The following is a 16,996-nucleotide window of genomic DNA, read 5'->3' on the forward strand; positions in this document are numbered from 1 at the left end:
CAAGCACAAGACGAGCCTCACGGAAAGGCGTTCTTTGCCTTATTGGGAGGGTTGACTTGTGACCTCGAGGGGGGTAGGCGCTGGAGCTAGACAGTTATCGACGTTCAAAATTTTATATTTTTTTGTAAGAAAAGCCAGCCTTACATTTAGGCTGGCTTAATCTATTAGATCTTCGAGCGTCTTGTTTTAAAATCTGTTTCTTTATAATAGCTGTTCTTTACAAGGACGTTAGGGCCAAGGCATCTAACCCCCGCACAATGACAGTTCAGAGAATCAGCGAGTTCAGTTCTGCTCCACTTTTGATAAATATCCTCAAGCTGATCGGTTTGGATATTTCCCAGAGGCGGTGTATCGCCAAAGTCAGTGACAATGACATCGCCGGTGAAAATATTTATATTCAGCCGTGATCTTCCGTCAGGGTCATTCCGGACGGTTACATTATTTGATGAATGCAGTCTTCTTAAAAGCTCCAGGTCTTCTTTATTGCTGCTGCAGGCATAAAAGGGAAGGGTGCCAAACAGCATCCATGTATTCTCATCCCGGATATCCAGGAGATGATGGATGGCTGATCTCATTTCTTCAAGAGTTAAAGTTTCTAATGATGAGGCGAAGTCTGATGGATACATCGGATGGACCTCATGGCGCTGGCAGTGCATTTCTTCTGTAATCTGTTTATGGATTTTTTCCAGATAAGGCAATGTCCGTTTGTTGAGCATTGTTTCAGCAGAAACCATCACCCCCGCTTTCACGAGCTCCCTGCTGTTTTCAATCATCCTGTAAAAAAGCCGCTGACGCTGCTCGATTGTCGGCTTTCGCTCCATCATCGCAAAGCCGCCCTCGATAAAATCCGCCTCAGTTCCCCAATTATGTGAAATATGAAGGACATCCAAATAAGGAATGATTTCTTCATATCGGGCTAACTCCAGTGTCAGATTAGAATTAATCTGTGTTCTGACCCTTCTTTCGTGCGCATAGCGAAGCAGCGGCGCAACATAATTTTTAACTGATTTTTTTGAAAGCATCGGCTCCCCGCCTGTAATGCTCAGTGAGCTTAAAAGAGGGATTTCATCCAGTCTCTTAAGCATCAAATCAATGGGCAGGGCATCGGGGTCCCTGGGCTGAAGTGTATAGCCGACAGCGCAGTGTTCACAGCGCATATTGCATAATACAGTGGTTGTGAATTCAATATTTGAAAGCACCAATTTCCCGTGCTGATCGATATCGGAATAAGCTTCCCATGGATCATTTTCCGGTGTGATAGGTGAAAGTTGTGTTTTCATATGTATCTCCTTCTAAATCTAAGTCCTTTGTCATTATTTAATCTTTCATATCCCTTGTCAATCGATAGTTTGGACTAAATATTTTATAAAAACGTTTAATTTCTCCTCCTGCGGGAATTAACTCAATAACAAACGAGAAATACTTTTTAACTTAAGAGGAGGATTTAACATGGAACAGAATAACACTTATAATACAACAAACACAACAACTGCTTTGCGATCTGATTATGGACAGGATATGAATTATGACCATGATAACGGACAAAACAGCAAGCTGATGAAAGGGATTGTGATTGGCGGCATTATTGGCGGAGCCTTAGCTATGCTTGATACCTCAACAAGAACGAAAGTGAAAACGAAAGCAATGGATCTTAAAGATTCATCTGCAAACCTCATTTCAGAAGTGAGGGAAAATCCTGGTGATGTTAAGGAAAATATGATTAACCAGTTTAAGAGTGCTTCCAATACTCTTAAAGAGGCCATTAAAGATGCCCAGAGTTTGTACCAGCGTGTCAACGAAGACGTTTTCGGCAACATGGATATGGTAAAAGAAGTGTCTAACGAAGCCATGTCAACAGCAAAGGAAGCGAAAAGCGAGCTTGCTGATATCGGGTCAAAAGTAAAGGAGGCAGGTTCAGAATTAATGGAAAGCCCTATTGAAAACGGTGGAAATTCCACAGGCTCAGATTATCAGGCAGCAAGTTCAGTGAGCAGTTCAGAAACTGCTTTCCCGGTAGAACGTGGGGAAAGTGCAGTCACCTACAGTCCTGAGACTCAAAAGAACAGCAATAACCTTTAATGAATAATATAAAATTTCCTCTGCTCTTAGGAGTGGAGGATTTTTTATTGGTTCTTTTTCCTAATGATGGTTGTTTTATTAATACACGGCGGGGGTAACCCTTAACTATAGGTATAGGACATTTTTTGGAGGTTACATTTATGGGTTATAGACGAGGGAAATCATTATCAAAGGATATGGAAAAACAATCTCACGAAAGAGAAACAGCTGTTGGAACTGCGGGGATGGTAGTCAGTCCTCATTCAGTTGCCACAGATATAGGTGAAAAAATATTGCGGGAGGGCGGTAATTCTGTAGATGCTGCAGCAGCCATCCAATTTGCTCTAAATGTAGTAGAACCAATGATGACAGGCATTGGCGGAAGCGGATTTTTAATGGTTTACGACAATAAAAAGAAAGATGTAAAAATATATGATGGCCACACAAGGGCGCCAAAAGGCGTGCATCCGGAAATGTTCCTCGATGACAATGGGGAAGTAATCGATTTTCGCAAACGCTCTACACATGGAACAGCGGTGGGCATTCCGGGTATCTTAAAAGCTTTTGATACAGCTCTTAAGGAACAAGGTTCCAAGCCATTAGCTGATCTGATTCAGCCGGCAATAGAAGCCGCTGAGAGCGGTGTGGAAGTGAACTGGGTGATGGAGGAAGCTCTTCAGAATTTTCATTACAGACTGGGTGAGGAAGCGAAAGCCTTTTATTTTCCAGAAGGCAAATCCCTTAAGGAAGGTGACAGGTTAGTCAAGGATCATTTAGCCAAGACATTTAGGATCCTGCAAAAAGAGGGAATTGCCTCTTTTTATGAAGGGGAAATTGCTGAAGCCATTGTAGAAACTCTTAAAGAAGAAGGCGGCTTTATGACGCTTGAGGACCTAAAGAATTACCGGCTTACCATTGATGAACCGATATGGGGCGAGTATAAAGGCTATAAGATTGCTTCGTCAGCTCCTCCAAGTGCAGGCGGGGTAACAGTTATCCAAATTCTTAAAATGCTGGAAAAGTTTGATTTAAGCCAGTATGACGCAAAGTCCTGGGAAAAGTACTATCTGATTACCGAAGCCATGCGTTTGGCTTTTACGGACAAAGTTGCCTATTCAGGTGATCCGGAATTTTCCGATCTTCCTATTGAAGGGCTGCTTCATGATGATTATATTGCTGAAAGGGTAAAAGCCATTAATTTTAAAAGAAGAAATGATGCAATAGATTTTGGTAACCCCTGGAAATATCAAGAAGGGGAACCAAAGAAGATTATCCGCCAGCCTGATGATTTAGAGAAAAGCGAAACAACTCATTTCACGGTTGTCGACCAATGGGGCAATATTGCCGCATGTACATCAACCGTTGAGCATCCATTTGGGTCAGGGATTATGGTAAAGGGCTACGGATTTTTATTAAACAATGAGCTTACTGACTTTGATGCCAACCCTGGCGGTATTAATGAACCAAAACCGGACAAAAGGCCAGTCAGCTGCAAAAGCCCGACGATTTTATTTAAGGATGACCAGCCCGTTCTAACTCTTGGTTCTCCAGGCGGACCGACAATTATTGGCTCGGTTTTTCAGACGATCGTGAATATCATTGATCATAAAATGAATTTAAAGGAAGCCATTGAAGAGCCTAGAATCTTTGCCACCACAGGTCCTCTAATTGAATGGGAGCCGGGAATAAGCATGGAATCCAAAGGCGAAATGGAGTCAAGTGGATTTGAATTTGGAGATAAACCAAGCCGAATCGGGAATGTTCAGGCCATTCAGATCGACCGGGAGAAAGGCCGTCTATATGGTGCTGCTGACTCCAGCCGTGAAGGAAAGGCAGCCGGAATTACAGAGGAGCAAACAAAAAGCTGATGCCGCCTGGCGTCAGCTTTTCTTTGGTTCAATCATATTCCTTTTATAGGAGGCAGTAAACGGACGATTATTGACTATTACATGTTGCAGAAAGGCAATTGAAGGGTATATTAAGTAAAAATACTTATTTGCTGAAATAATAAATTTCATGTAGGATTTAATCGAGACGAAAGGAGAGAACGTTTTGGGCAGTCCGATTCAAGATAAAAATTCACAGGTTACTTTTCTAAAACAGCGCTTAAATATGTTCCTTGATGTACTGGAAGCTATTGAGCCGGAAGACACCGAAATCGAAGACATCGACCGTTTAATTGCTATGATCGATGACCTCGAATCCAAATGCCGTGAATTTAATAACCGCGATTAAAATAGGAGCCTGAGGGCTCTTTTTTTATGGAAATTGCTTTGGGAATTTCCTGTAAACGATTGCAACCTTTGTCTTTAAATACGCATCAGATAGGAGTATAATGATAGACGATTAATAATTGTAATTTTCATAAAAGATATAAGCTATATAGGGAGCAAAGGGAAGGGGACTAAAGCAATGAATATCGACAAATTTCAGGAAAGCATGTATCAGCTGATTGTTGAGACATCCACTAATCTTCCGCGTGATGTGCGCCGTGCGATCAAATCAGCGAAAGAAAGAGAAAATGCTGGCACGAGAGCGGCGATGAGCTTAGATACCATTACGAATAATATTAAAATGGCAGATGATAATGTGTCGCCGATTTGCCAGGATACCGGATTGCCGACTTTCAAAATCAAGACGCCAGTCGGTGCTAACCAGCTGGTCATGAAGGAAGCGATCAAAAACGCAATCGCCCAGGCAACTAAGGACGGAAAGCTTCGCCCGAACTCTGTTGATTCCTTAACTGGCGCAAACAGCGGGGACAACCTTGGCTTTGGGACACCTGTCATTAAATTTGAACAATGGGAAAACGATTATATTGACGCCCGCCTGATTCTTAAAGGCGGTGGCTGTGAAAATAAAAATATCCAATATAGCCTTCCTTGCGAACTTGAAGGCCTTGGCCGAGCTGGGCGCGACCTTGATGGAATCCGCAAATGCATCATGCACTCGGTATACCAGGCGCAGGGTCAGGGGTGCAGCGCCGGCTTTATCGGTGTCGGCATCGGGGGAGACCGCTCTTCAGGCTATGACCTGGCGAAAGAGCAGCTGTTCCGTTCTGTAGATGATGTGAATCCTAATGAAGACCTCCGCAAGCTCGAGGATTATGTGATGGAGAATGCAAATGAGTTAGGAATCGGAACAATGGGATTCGGCGGCGAAACAACACTTTTAGGCTGTAAAGTCGGTGTTATGAACCGTATTCCTGCAAGCTTCTTCGTATCTGTTGCCTACAATTGCTGGGCGTTCCGCCGCCTTGGCGTGGCAATCAGCATGGAAACAGGCGATATTAATGAATGGATGTACCAGGAAGGTGAGCACATCGACTTTGGTGCTTCTGAAGCCGAACTTGAGACAGCGGCAGCAGCAGACACGGCAGAGCAAACAAACATCGTGACTTTGCAGGCGCCGATCACTGAAGAACAGATCCGAAGCCTTAAGGTCGGTGATGTAGTTCAAATCAACGGTATGATGTACACGGGCCGTGACGCCATCCACCACCACTTGATGGACCATAATGCACCAGTTGATCTTAATGGCCAGGTTATTTACCACTGCGGTCCGGTCATGATGAAAGATGAAGAAGGCAAGTGGCATGTAAAAGCTGCTGGACCGACTACAAGTATTCGTGAGGAGCCTTATCAGGGCGATATCATGAAAAAGTTTGGCATCCGTGCTGTTATCGGTAAAGGCGGAATGGGTCCGAAAACACTGGCAGCACTCCAGGAACATGGCGGTGTTTACTTAAACGCAATCGGCGGAGCAGCACAATATTATGCTGACTGCATCAAGTCTGTTGAAGGCGTGGACCTCATGGAATTCGGTATTCCGGAAGCTATGTGGCACTTGAAGGTTGAAGGCTTTACTGCAGTTGTGACGATGGATTCCCATGGAAACAGTCTTCATAGGGATGTAGATAAATCTTCACTTGAGAAATTGGCTCAATTCAAAGAGCGTGTATTCTAATAGATGAACGGGAGAGAGGCTGTTTGCGGCCTCTCTTTTTTTGTCGTTTAGGAAATTATAAAATATAACGATGTGAATAACTTTGATGAAAAATTATTTGCATCCAGCTCCAGCGCCTAGCCCCTCGGGTCATAAGCCAAATCACTCCAGAAATCAGGATTTCCTGCGTGATTCGTCTTATGCCTGTCGGGGCTGATCAAGGCGCTTCCGCTTTTGTTCTGCATTTATTGCCAATAAGCCCTGCGAATGTTTTTATTCCATTCACAAACACTAAGAAAAAAATATTGGAGGAGCTCAGATGAAAAAATTAAGTATTTTCCTGAGTGTTTTTATTCTGTTTTTTTCCGGAACAGCTTATGCGAATTATGGCAACTCGCCGATTCATTGGGGATTCAAAAAAGCAAAAAATGAGGTGCCTGCCGAAGCAGGAAAGCCGCTTGACTCCCTTCTTGAAAGACATGGTTCTTATTATAAAGGCGATACAAGCAAAAAAGACATTTATTTAACATTCGATAATGGATATGAAAACGGCTATACAGGACAGATTTTGGACGTTCTGAAAAAGGAAAACGTTCCAGCAGCCTTTTTTGTAACCGGTCATTATTTAAAAAGCGCGCCAGATCTTGTAAAGAGGATGGCGGCTGAAGGGCATATCGTCGGAAATCATTCCTGGCATCACCCCGATATGACAAGAGTGAGCGATGAGAAATTTATTAAAGAGCTCGAAATGGTCCGTGCTGAAAACGAAAGGCTTACAGGTGTTAAGCAGATGGCTTATTTGCGGCCCCCTCGCGGCATTTTCAGTGAACGCACTTTGGCTTTAGCGAAAAAAGAAGGCTACACCCATGTTTTCTGGTCACTGGCCTTTGTCGACTGGAACACAGACCGGCAGAAGGGCTGGCAGTATTCTTATGACAATATTATGCGCCAGATCCATCCAGGCTGTATCCTACTATTGCACACTGTTTCAAAGGACAATGCCGATGCACTCCAAAAAGCAATACAGGATTTGAAAAAACGCGGGTACACCTTTAAGAGCCTTGATGATCTGACATGGGAACAGGCAATTGGGGAGAGGATGCTGTACTGATGGGTATTTGGCCGATAAATATTGTGGTTAGGCCGTTAAAGCTGGACATTTGGCCGATAAATCCAAGATTTGGCCGGTAAAACTGCAGAAATTCATTAATTGCATGAAATAGACCCAGCATTTCAGGGTCTATTTTTGCATAGACGAACAATTTTAGTAAAATAACGGCAAAAAATGCTATAATCGGGGAAAATGATAAAGGACGGATTCTTCTTGGAAAAGATACAAATAGAAGGACCTTATAATTTTGATCTTGTACTGGACAGGCTTTCAAATGACCCTCTTAATTCTGTTGATATTGGGAGCCGGTCTGTAAAGGTGCCGATGCTGCTCAGCCATCAACCGGTTGTGGCAGAAGTAAAAGCAACTGGAACAACTGATAAGCCGGAATTCTTAATTTACGGAACGGATGGCCCTCTTAAAGAAAAAGCAGCTGAGCGCTTATCGGAAATTTTTCAATGGCATCTGCCGCTTGAAACGATTCATATGCATTTTCAAAACACCGAATTAAAGCCAATTTTCGAAGCACATTATGGAACGCCGATTGTCCTCGACTTTGATCCATATGCCTGTATATTGAAATGCATTATTCACCAGCAGCTCAATCTTGCTTTTGCACACACATTAACAGAACGGTTTGTAAAAGCATTTGGATTCGAAAAGGATGGTGTGTGGTTTTATCCGCTTCCGGAGAAAGTTGCAGAACTGAAACTGGATGAATTAAGAGAGCTGCAGTTCAGCGGACGGAAGGCTGAATATGTAATTGGCATCGCAAAAGAAACGGCAGCGGGAAAATTAAACTTTGACGAGCTTAAAAACCTTTCAGATGAAGAAATTTATGATAAACTTATCAAATTGCGCGGTGTCGGACCATGGACTGTTCAGAATTTCTTAATGTTCGGGCTTGGCCGGCCAAATCTTTTTCCAGCAGCAGATATCGGCATCCAGAATGCCTTAAAAAAACTATTTAAATTAGAAGCGAAACCGACTCTGGAGGAAATGGAGACATTCTCGAAGAGCTGGGATCCTTATTTGAGCTATGCTTCTCTTTATTTGTGGAGGAGTATCGAGTAATTTGGAGTGATGAAGCACCATGAAACAAGAACAAACAGCTAAATTAAAACTAAAGCAAACGTTTCCGCTTACAATCAAACGGCTTGGCATCAATGGCGAAGGTGTCGGATATTTTAAAAGGCAGGTCGTATTTGTTCCAGGAGCACTGCCTGGCGAGGAAATTACAGCAGAAGCAACAAAGGTAAATCCAAAGTTTGCTGAGGCTAAAATAAAGAAAATCCGCAAAAAATCGGAATTTCGTGTTCAGCCGCCATGCCCGGTATATCATGAGTGCGGCGGCTGCCAGCTGCAGCATCTCCGCTATGATCAGCAGCTGAAGGAGAAACGGGATATTATCATTCAAGCTTTAGAGCGCCATACAAAGCTGAATCCTGAGAAGCTGGATATTAAAGAAACCATTGGAATGGAAGATCCTTGGAGCTACAGAAATAAAAGCCAGTTCCAGGTTGGCCAAAAAGACGGGAAGGTGCTTGCCGGATTATATGGCATGAATTCGCACCGCCTGATAAATATTGAGCACTGTGCGGTACAGCATCCGCAGACAACAAAGGCGACAGAAACAGTGAAACGAATTCTCCAGGACTTGAGAATTCCAATCTATAATGAAAGAAGCCGAAAAGGCATCGTGAGAACCATCGTTGCCAGGGTGGGAATCCAGACAGGAGAGCTTCAGGTTGTACTGATCACAACTCAAAAAGAGCTTCCAAAGAAAGAGATCATTATTGAAAAAATCAAAAGCGAGCTTCCTGAGGTAAAGTCAATCATTCAAAATGTGAACGGTGAAAAAACCTCCCTTATTTTTGGACAGGAAACCATGAATCTTGACGGAAGCGACTTTATCCAGGAAACACTTGGAGATTTGCAGTTTGAACTATCTGCACGGACATTTTTCCAGCTGAACCCTGAACAGACCGTCAAACTTTATAATGAAGTCAAGAGAGCAGCGGCTTTAACTGGCAAAGAAAAAGTAGCTGACGCATACTGCGGCGTCGGAACGATCGGACTATGGGTAGCAGATCAGGCAGCGGAAATCCGCGGCATGGATATCATCAAGGAATCCATTGAGGATGCAAAGAAAAATGCTGCCCGCCATGGAATTAAACATGCCCAATATGTTGTCGGCAAAGCAGAAGAATGGCTTCCTAAATGGACAAAAGATGGATGGCGTCCGGATGTTATTATCGTCGATCCGCCAAGAACAGGACTTGATCATCAGCTGTTAAAGACTATTTTAAAAGTCCAGCCGAAGAAAGTGGTTTATGTATCATGTAACCCATCAACATTGGCAAAGGATATTTCGGTCCTGGGGTCAAAATATAAAGTAAATGGCATACAGCCTGTGGATATGTTTCCGCAGACCGCGCACGTTGAAGCAGTTACGCTGCTTGAACTCAAATAATACGGTTGTGTTTCACTATAAAAAAATTCGAAGGGAGAGGGTTTTATATGGATGCAAATAAAAAATGGCTCTCCATTCCTAAAGAATTTAGAAGCAAACTTAGAAAAAATGTTTTTTGTACGAATTGTAAAGATGTTGTCGCTATTGAGAGTTTTACGATTGAAGACCATCAATTTGGAATTGTCTTACATGGCAAATGCCAGCAATGCGGACATGAAGTGGCAAGGGTTATTGAAACTGAGTAGTGTTGGATATGGCTTTCTGCCTCAAGTGGCGGTTCAGCTGTTAATCGCAAATAAGTCAACAATGATATGCATAAAAAGAAAAATGGAGAGCTTATTGGTAAACCAACAAAAAAACGGAGCGGTTAACAGCATACCCCTCCTCATTGAGGCTTGTTTCAGGATGGAGTCTGAAACAAGCCCATAAAATATTTTCTGTCTTGTTATAGACTTTATTTGAATAACTTATCAATCTGCTCTCGGTCATAATCTAAAATCCAATCATTAAGGTCTTTATAAAGTGGGAATAAATCCTCTTTATTTGATGATATAACATCACAACCTCAGTCGTCATATAAATGGTAAAGCATTTTTCTGGTTACATTTATAAAGTAAATATCGATTCCATTTCTGGGAAATCCCTTTAAAATTTGAGATGGGTGTGGAAAATCCTTATAACTAATAGCAGTTAAAAGCGATTTATAACGAATGTCGCTCTTTTTACAGGGCAGAACAAATCGGTGCGTGACCATTTCTTCATAATCTTCACCATCTTCATCTTCTAAGAAAACATTCGGTAACACCTTATGTTGTAGTCTTTCGCTTAACTTTTTGTCTCTTATATATTTTTGGTAAACCTTTGCTGGTCTCTTTTGCAAAAAGTTATCATTCCTCTCACAATGAATGTCAGTGATTAACAACATTTCATCCTCATCATTAAAAACCTTATTGAATACACCATTGATTCTTTCTTCGATTTGCTGAAGATTGCATTTATTTTCATGTTCCACCCATGGCATAGAAATTTCAAAGCGAATGCCATATTTCCATAAATAGAACAGGGGTGGTTTTAGCGTTAGATTGTTAAAATGCTCTTTCATAAATTGAGACAAAAGGTTTTTCATACTCCCTCCAGATAACCATGGTTAATACTTTTGTATTATGTAAAAATTGATTTAAAGTTCTTTAGATTAAGGAGATATTTAAAATGTCAAAGACAAGATTATTTACAGCTATATATATTCCAGAGACACCATTTGTAAATGAAGTATTAAAGCCGAAAAATCAAAGAAATACAACTATGAATTGGTAGAAAGTAAAAAATCGCTGATACTCTTTATCATTTTATTTATAAAAAGGATGAAAAACAACTTCATAGCTACTATTTTATAGGGGATTTAGAAGATGCGTTGGAAAAATATTTATTTGTGGAAAACAATGATTTATATGATGACTTTGTTTCGCAGTTTTGGGGTGGAGGACAAAGATATTGGGAAAGTGGCATGGACACCCATTTAGATGTTTATAATTCAGAAGATGTACTCAAACAACTAAACCAAGCGTATAACAATCATTTTTATGAAGAGGATGAACCTACACCTTTGTGCCATATATTTGGACAACAGATGTGGCATAGTAGCGCCTGCCTGATTGCTAATCGAACAGCTTTAATCGAACTAAGAGAAGCGATTGATGTCGCTTTAAAGCATAAAGAATCAAGGTTAGGATTATCTCCTTCTGATGGTGAGGGATATGATTTATTTATCAAATGTGCTGAAGATGACTTTGAATGGGAAGAGTTAGAAATGCCATACCACGATAGAAAGTGTTATGTACCTGATGAAGCAGCTGAACTTTCTCCATATAAAGTTTTCAAAAAATATAAACGTCATTTTCGTTAATTCTTCTGTATGAATGTCTTTACAAAACAAAAGGTAAGTCAGTTCAAGTAATTTCTGCCAAATAAAAGTAGAAAAAATTTAATGAAAGCCAGCAGCACGGCAATCAGCACGAAGTTCACCGCTCCAGGAGACCATTCAAATAAATAGAAGGTACAATCGTAATCCCCGAAATGTCTCCCTCGGAAAGCCCGTTCGGAATCGTAAAGAAATTGACCCCATTCGCAAAAACAAAGGCATCGGTTAAAAGCAGGAGAATATCTTTTATTATTTTTTTACTTGTCCGCCACCCTTATAGGATAAAACCAGATGGTGCTCGCCTGTTTCCATAGCCGCTAATTTATCATTGAACCCGGTCGGTAAGAATTCAAGCAGGCTTCATCCGCTGTCAATAAACAGGTTCTCTCCCGGAAAGGAAAAAAGCTTTTTAATTGGGTCTGGGTCAGACTGACCCCTTTGAAGCATTCCCGCCTGAGCAAACCAATACCATAGAGTCTACAAAGAATACTTACAAAATGATATACATAGCTTCTCTTTTTTCAGTCAACTGATGAATGGTTTCATGCCTGGTGTCGATTTTTTAGTAATAGGTCTTTTTGTTTCATCAGAAGAGCTGTTTGAGCAGGGAGCTGCTCCACGCCGTTCAAAGAGTAAGCCGGTGGCATTATCGCAATGAAAGCTGATGAATTGCATCAGGTTGTTTTGTATCAGCCTAGATTTTACCAGAAAATTTTAAAAATTTCAATTCACCCTGTCCTTTTTGCTGTTTTGTTTGTATATAGAGGGTGAGGGAGCTGAAACAATGGATGGTGTCATTGATTATCATTATGAGATTTGGCGAACCATTTTTGAAGATAGGCTGGAGGGAGAGGCTGTGAGAAAGGTGCTTGAAAATCCTTTTCCGCCGAAGGTTCCGGTTAAGGAGATGCGACCTCGCGTGCCATCCCAGATTGTAAAGAGACAAAGTGTCACATTCCAGTCATTGTATGAAATTTTAAACTTCTGCGGGCAGTTTGATAAAAAGTGCCTAAGCATGGTATAAGTGTAAAAGAAGCAGGGATACGCTGCTTTTTAATTTTGGGATATGGAGTTAGTATGGTATCCCTTAATGAGAGGATTGGAATGAAAAGATGAAAGAAAATTTTTGGCGTGAGTTACCGCGGCCATTTTTTATACTGGCACCAATGGAAGAGGTGACGGATGTTGTTTTTCGCCATGTGGTGAGTGAAGCAGCCAGACCTGATGTTTTTTTTACTGAGTTTACAAACTCAGATAGTTATTGTCACCCTGAGGGGATCAATAGTGTGCGTGGGCGTTTGACTTTTACAGAGGATGAACAGCCAATTGTAGCCCATATATGGGGGGATAAGCCTGAATATTTCCGGCAAATGAGTATTGGTATGGCGGAGATGGGCTTTAAGGGATTGGATATCAATATGGGCTGTCCTGTCCCCAATGTGGCACAGCACGGGAAGGGAAGCGGCTTGATCCGTCGCCCGGAAGTTGCAGCTGAATTGATCCAGGCAGCCAAAGCGGGAGGTTTGCCGGTAAGTGTAAAGACAAGGCTTGGCTTCACGGAAGTAGACGAATGGAAGGTCTGGCTGAAACACATTTTGGAACAAGACATTGCTAATCTTTCCATTCATCTGCGTACAAGGGACGAAATGAGCAAAGTGCCTGCGCATTGGGAGCTGATCCCGGAGATTAAGAAACTTCGCGATCAGGTAGCACCGGATACCTTTTTGACGATCAATGGAGATATTCCTGACCGTCAGACGGGCTTGGAGCTGGCCCAGAAATACGGTATTGATGGAGTTATGATTGGGCGCGGCATATTCCATAATCCATTTGCCTTTGAAAAGGAGAAGAAAGATCATAGCAGTGAGGAATTGCTGGACCTCTTAAGATTGCATATGGATCTCCATGATCAATATTCGCATTTAGAGCTGCGGCCGTTCACGGCACTTCATCGTTTTTTCAAGATCTATGTCAAAGGATTTCCAGGGGCAAGTGCACTAAGAAATCAATTGATGAACACAAGGTCTACAGATGAAGTGCGTGAATTGCTTGATGCCTTTGCGTCAAAGAAACTTGATTGAAACAATAACTGAATTCTAAAGGGAGGATGGGAAAGCGGCCCATCCTCTTTTTTTTCCTAACTTCTCCGGAAATGAAGAAAAATTAAGAAGACTAAATTTCTCCAGCCAAAAGCCATTTTCTCATTGGTGGAATTAAATTCCATATGGTTAATTCACTTGAAAAAGGGGTATTGATCAGTAAACCAAAAGGAGGTGGCCAAGAATGGAAGTAGAAGTTTTATGTAACGTTGAGAACTGCAAGTATTGGGCTGAAGGCGATAAATGTGTAGCCGATTCTATTTATGTAATTGGCCAGAATGGCCGGGAAGCTGATGATGTTGAGGAAACAGCCTGTAAAACGTTTGAGCATAGTGAACAATAGTGAGAAGGCCTGGCTGCTCGCGGATTTAAACGATCCCGGCCGTCAGGTTTTTTTTACATACAAAAAGAGAAGATTATAAAGCCCGCTAGGTTTCTCCGGAAAGGGTATAATAAATGAAAATGACATTAAATCCATGCAGACAGGAAGGAGATAGAATGACGACTAGTAATGAAACCGGATGGAATTTTGATAATAGCTATGCACGGCTGCCGCAGACATTCTTTTCAAAAGTAAAGCCAAACCCTGTACCATCCCCTGAAGTGGTGATCCTTAACGAGCCACTGGCGAAAACATTGGGATTAAACATTGATGCATTAACAAGCGAAACAGGCATTGAGGTACTTTCAGGCTGTCGGGTCCCAGAAGAAGCTGAACCACTTGCTCAAGCTTATGCAGGGCATCAGTTTGGACATTTTAATATGCTTGGAGATGGCCGGGCGATGCTGATCGGCGAGCAGATAACCCCTGAGGATAAACGGGTTGATATTCAGCTTAAGGGCTCCGGCAGAACGCCGTTTTCACGCGGTGGAGATGGGCGGGCGGCTCTTGGTCCAATGCTCCGTGAGTTCATAATCAGTGAAGCCATGTATGCACTGGGAATTCCCACTACCCGCAGTCTGGCTGTCGTAACAACAGGTGAAGCCATTATCCGTGAAACCATGCTTCCAGGTGCTATCCTGACAAGAGTGGCTGATAGCCATTTACGGGTGGGCACTTTTCAATATGCGGCAAATTGGAGGCCGGTTGAGGAGCTTAAAACTCTGGCAGATTACACCATTCAGCGCCATTATCCTGAAATTATAGATGATGAAAATCCTTACCGGGCTCTCTTGCAGACAGTGATCCAGCGCCAGGCTGCACTCATTGCCAAATGGCAGCTAACAGGTTTTATCCATGGAGTCATGAACACCGACAACATGGCAATAAGCGGAGAAACCATCGATTATGGTCCGTGCGCCTTTATGGATAAGTATGATTTAGCAACCGTGTTCAGCTCTATTGACAGAGAAGGCCGCTATGCCTATGGAAATCAGCCTTATATTGGCGGATGGAATCTGGCAAGGTTTGCTGAATCCATCTTGCCCCTGCTGCATGAAAATGAGGAAGAAGCTGTAAATATAGCCCAGGCTGCAATTTCCGAATACAATAAAATATATCAAAATCATTGGCTTGCAGGGATGAGGGCAAAGCTGGGATTTTTTAATGAAGAAGCACAGGATGAAGCCCTTTTTACCGGCCTTCTAAAGATGATGCAGAAGTCTGGAGCAGATTATACAAACACCTTCCGTTCATTAACTTTGGGCAAGTTAGAGGAAACTTCAGTATTTAAAGATCAGGAATTTGCGGACTGGCATGGACAATGGCAGGCAAGGCTGAACAGGCAGAAGGAATCGAAAGAAGCAGTGAATGAATTAATGAGGAAGAGCAACCCATCCGTCATCCCCCGAAATCACAGAGTGGAAGAAGCTCTTGAAGCAGCTGTTAACAATGGGGATTACAGCGTGATGAAAAAGCTTCTTGCAGCAGTGAGGGAACCTTATGCCTATACAATAGAACAGGAAGAATACTGCAAACTACCAGAGCCATCAGGCATGCCATATCGAACATTTTGCGGAACTTAATATAAAGAAATGAACAATAAATAGGCAAAGCCTGGCCCCGTTTTCGGGTCAGGCATTTTTTATTAAGCAGGAATTTTAACTTTAGAAAAGAATACTTTCTATGATTAAAAAAGGAGGAAATTTCCATGTTGAATCAAATATGTGTAATCACTATCAAAGTAAGGGATTTGAAAAGTGCGGTGAATTTTTACACTGAGGTTTTAGACTTCAAAGTATCGAAACATTATGGAGATAAAATTGTCAGTCTCGTACATAATGATGTACCGGTTGTTCTGGAAGAATGCGCAGATGAAAAAATGGGCTCCACTGTATTGCCTGGGATACTTTCAAAGAATATCGAAAGTGATTTTAGCAGAATGAGAGAAGCTGGTGTGAAAATGCTTTTTGAAGAACCTCAGCCATGTCCTCCAGGCCGTTACTTCATTATTGAGGATCCTTCAGGAAATCAGATTGAAATAGTTGAGTTCTCTAATTTATAGAAGAGTCTAATGGCAGGAGAAGTTAGTGCTTATTGTTGACATCAGTAGATCAGAGTGTTACTTTTAAGACAGAACATACATTCGATTTGGTGGTTAACTTGAACATACAACTTAAAGAAATCATATCAAAAAGTATCTTAACACCTGCCAAAGGTGCAATAGACAACTTTACTCATTCATTGAACCCCTATGCGGGCTGTGCTTTTGGCTGTAAATATTGCTACGTAAGGGAGCTCCCTGTTTCCATTTTCCGTGAAGAGGAATGGGGTGCGTGGATTGATATAAAATCAAATGCGGCCGAGCTTTTGGAAAAAGAATTGGCTAAAGCTAAAAAAAGAGGAAAAGTTGCTTTATTTATGTCCTCTTCCACTGATCCTTACCAGCCGATTGAATATAAATCAAAACTGACAAGAAGTTTATTGGAAGTTATTCTTGAAAATCAGCCTGACTTTTTACATGTGCAAACCCGTTCGCCGTTGGTGAAGAGGGATATCGATTTATTCCAGCAATATGGAGATAGAATCAGGATTTCCATGACAATCGAGACTGATAAAGAGGAAGTCAGAAAGGCATTTGCACCAGCGGCCCCTCCCATCCCGGCAAGAATGGCTGCACTAAAAGACATCAAAGATGCAGGAATTATAACTCAAGCAACATTAGCCCCGTTACTGCCATGTTCAAGGGAATTTCCTGCAAAACTTAAATCTATTGCAAACCGTGTTACGATTGACGATTTTTGGATGGGGGATGGAAGCGGCGGACGAAGGACAGAGAGACTTGGAATCCGCAAGATTTTTGAAGAGCTTGGTTTGGAGAAATGGTATAATCCATCTGCATATAAAGTGGTTCTTAAAATGCTGGACCGTGAATTTCAAGATGCACCCATTCAATTAGGTGTATCCAAGGCTGGTTTCAGCCCTGATGGCAAATAGCTGATTATAAAATATA

16 protein-coding genes and 1 pseudogene are annotated in these 16,996 nt (G+C 42.0%); 15 read left to right on the forward strand and 2 right to left on the reverse strand.

Annotated features, from left to right (window positions below):
- Positions 1-164 precede the first annotated feature (164 nt).
- The gene (yfkAB, locus tag IRB79_RS06660; protein WP_431833412.1) at positions 165-1,280 is read right to left on the reverse strand and encodes a radical SAM/CxCxxxxC motif protein YfkAB; all 1,116 of its coding nucleotides are present in this window, start codon (positions 1,278-1,280) and stop codon (positions 165-167) included.
- A gap of 169 nt (positions 1,281-1,449) precedes the next feature.
- On the opposite strand from yfkAB, the gene IRB79_RS06665 reads away from it, so the two are divergent.
- From IRB79_RS06665 to IRB79_RS06700, 8 genes are all read left to right on the forward strand, one after another.
- A complete protein-coding gene (locus tag IRB79_RS06665) occupies positions 1,450-2,079 on the forward strand; it encodes a hypothetical protein (protein WP_243507580.1) in 630 nt (209 codons plus the stop codon).
- A 140-nt stretch (positions 2,080-2,219) separates the two neighbouring features.
- On the forward strand, positions 2,220-3,926 hold the full coding sequence (gene ggt / locus IRB79_RS06670; RefSeq protein WP_243507581.1) for a gamma-glutamyltransferase: 1,707 nt from the start codon (positions 2,220-2,222) through the stop codon (positions 3,924-3,926).
- A gap of 184 nt (positions 3,927-4,110) precedes the next feature.
- Entirely contained in the window at positions 4,111-4,293 is a 183-nt protein-coding gene (locus IRB79_RS06675; RefSeq protein WP_009335760.1) for an SE1561 family protein, read from the forward strand.
- Positions 4,294-4,470: 177 nt separating this feature from the next.
- Complete coding sequence (locus tag IRB79_RS06680; protein ID WP_279401051.1) at positions 4,471-6,024, forward strand: fumarate hydratase; 1,554 nt, start codon at positions 4,471-4,473, stop codon at positions 6,022-6,024.
- 298 nt (positions 6,025-6,322) lie between these two features.
- A complete protein-coding gene (gene pdaA, locus IRB79_RS06685) occupies positions 6,323-7,114 on the forward strand; it encodes a delta-lactam-biosynthetic de-N-acetylase (protein WP_243507583.1) in 792 nt (263 codons plus the stop codon).
- 192 nt (positions 7,115-7,306) lie between these two features.
- Positions 7,307-8,188 carry a DNA-3-methyladenine glycosylase family protein gene (locus IRB79_RS06690; protein ID WP_243507585.1) on the forward strand — a complete coding sequence of 294 codons (882 nt, stop codon included), beginning with the start codon at positions 7,307-7,309 and terminating at the stop codon, positions 8,186-8,188.
- Between the two features lie 19 nt (positions 8,189-8,207).
- The gene (gene rlmD / locus IRB79_RS06695) at positions 8,208-9,587 is read left to right on the forward strand and encodes a 23S rRNA (uracil(1939)-C(5))-methyltransferase RlmD (RefSeq protein WP_243507587.1); all 1,380 of its coding nucleotides are present in this window, start codon (positions 8,208-8,210) and stop codon (positions 9,585-9,587) included.
- A 47-nt stretch (positions 9,588-9,634) separates the two neighbouring features.
- Positions 9,635-9,832 carry a hypothetical protein gene (locus tag IRB79_RS06700; protein ID WP_243507588.1) on the forward strand — a complete coding sequence of 66 codons (198 nt, stop codon included), beginning with the start codon at positions 9,635-9,637 and terminating at the stop codon, positions 9,830-9,832.
- A gap of 209 nt (positions 9,833-10,041) precedes the next feature.
- Here the strand turns inward: IRB79_RS06700 and IRB79_RS06710 are convergent.
- Positions 10,042-10,713 (reverse strand): annotated as a pseudogene (locus tag IRB79_RS06710) (DUF3885 domain-containing protein).
- 285 nt (positions 10,714-10,998) lie between these two features.
- On the opposite strand from IRB79_RS06710, the gene IRB79_RS06715 reads away from it, so the two are divergent.
- From IRB79_RS06715 to IRB79_RS06745, 7 genes are all read left to right on the forward strand, one after another.
- Positions 10,999-11,490 carry a hypothetical protein gene (locus IRB79_RS06715; protein WP_243507592.1) on the forward strand — a complete coding sequence of 164 codons (492 nt, stop codon included), beginning with the start codon at positions 10,999-11,001 and terminating at the stop codon, positions 11,488-11,490.
- A 799-nt stretch (positions 11,491-12,289) separates the two neighbouring features.
- Positions 12,290-12,529 carry a hypothetical protein gene (locus tag IRB79_RS06720; RefSeq protein WP_243507594.1) on the forward strand — a complete coding sequence of 80 codons (240 nt, stop codon included), beginning with the start codon at positions 12,290-12,292 and terminating at the stop codon, positions 12,527-12,529.
- Positions 12,530-12,617: 88 nt separating this feature from the next.
- The gene (locus IRB79_RS06725) at positions 12,618-13,586 is read left to right on the forward strand and encodes a tRNA dihydrouridine synthase (protein WP_243507597.1); all 969 of its coding nucleotides are present in this window, start codon (positions 12,618-12,620) and stop codon (positions 13,584-13,586) included.
- 202 nt (positions 13,587-13,788) lie between these two features.
- On the forward strand, positions 13,789-13,947 hold the full coding sequence (locus IRB79_RS06730) for a DUF1540 domain-containing protein (RefSeq protein WP_243507599.1): 159 nt from the start codon (positions 13,789-13,791) through the stop codon (positions 13,945-13,947).
- Positions 13,948-14,102: 155 nt separating this feature from the next.
- Complete coding sequence (locus tag IRB79_RS06735; RefSeq protein WP_243509276.1) at positions 14,103-15,569, forward strand: protein adenylyltransferase SelO; 1,467 nt, start codon at positions 14,103-14,105, stop codon at positions 15,567-15,569.
- A 125-nt stretch (positions 15,570-15,694) separates the two neighbouring features.
- Positions 15,695-16,048 carry a VOC family protein gene (locus tag IRB79_RS06740; RefSeq protein ID WP_243507601.1) on the forward strand — a complete coding sequence of 118 codons (354 nt, stop codon included), beginning with the start codon at positions 15,695-15,697 and terminating at the stop codon, positions 16,046-16,048.
- A 98-nt stretch (positions 16,049-16,146) separates the two neighbouring features.
- Entirely contained in the window at positions 16,147-16,980 is an 834-nt protein-coding gene (locus IRB79_RS06745) for an SPL family radical SAM protein (RefSeq protein ID WP_431833413.1), read from the forward strand.
- Positions 16,981-16,996 lie beyond the last annotated feature (16 nt).

It is taken from the genome of Cytobacillus oceanisediminis (genome assembly GCF_022811925.1).
In the GTDB taxonomy this organism is placed as follows: domain Bacteria; phylum Bacillota; class Bacilli; order Bacillales; family Cytobacillaceae; genus Cytobacillus; species Cytobacillus oceanisediminis_D.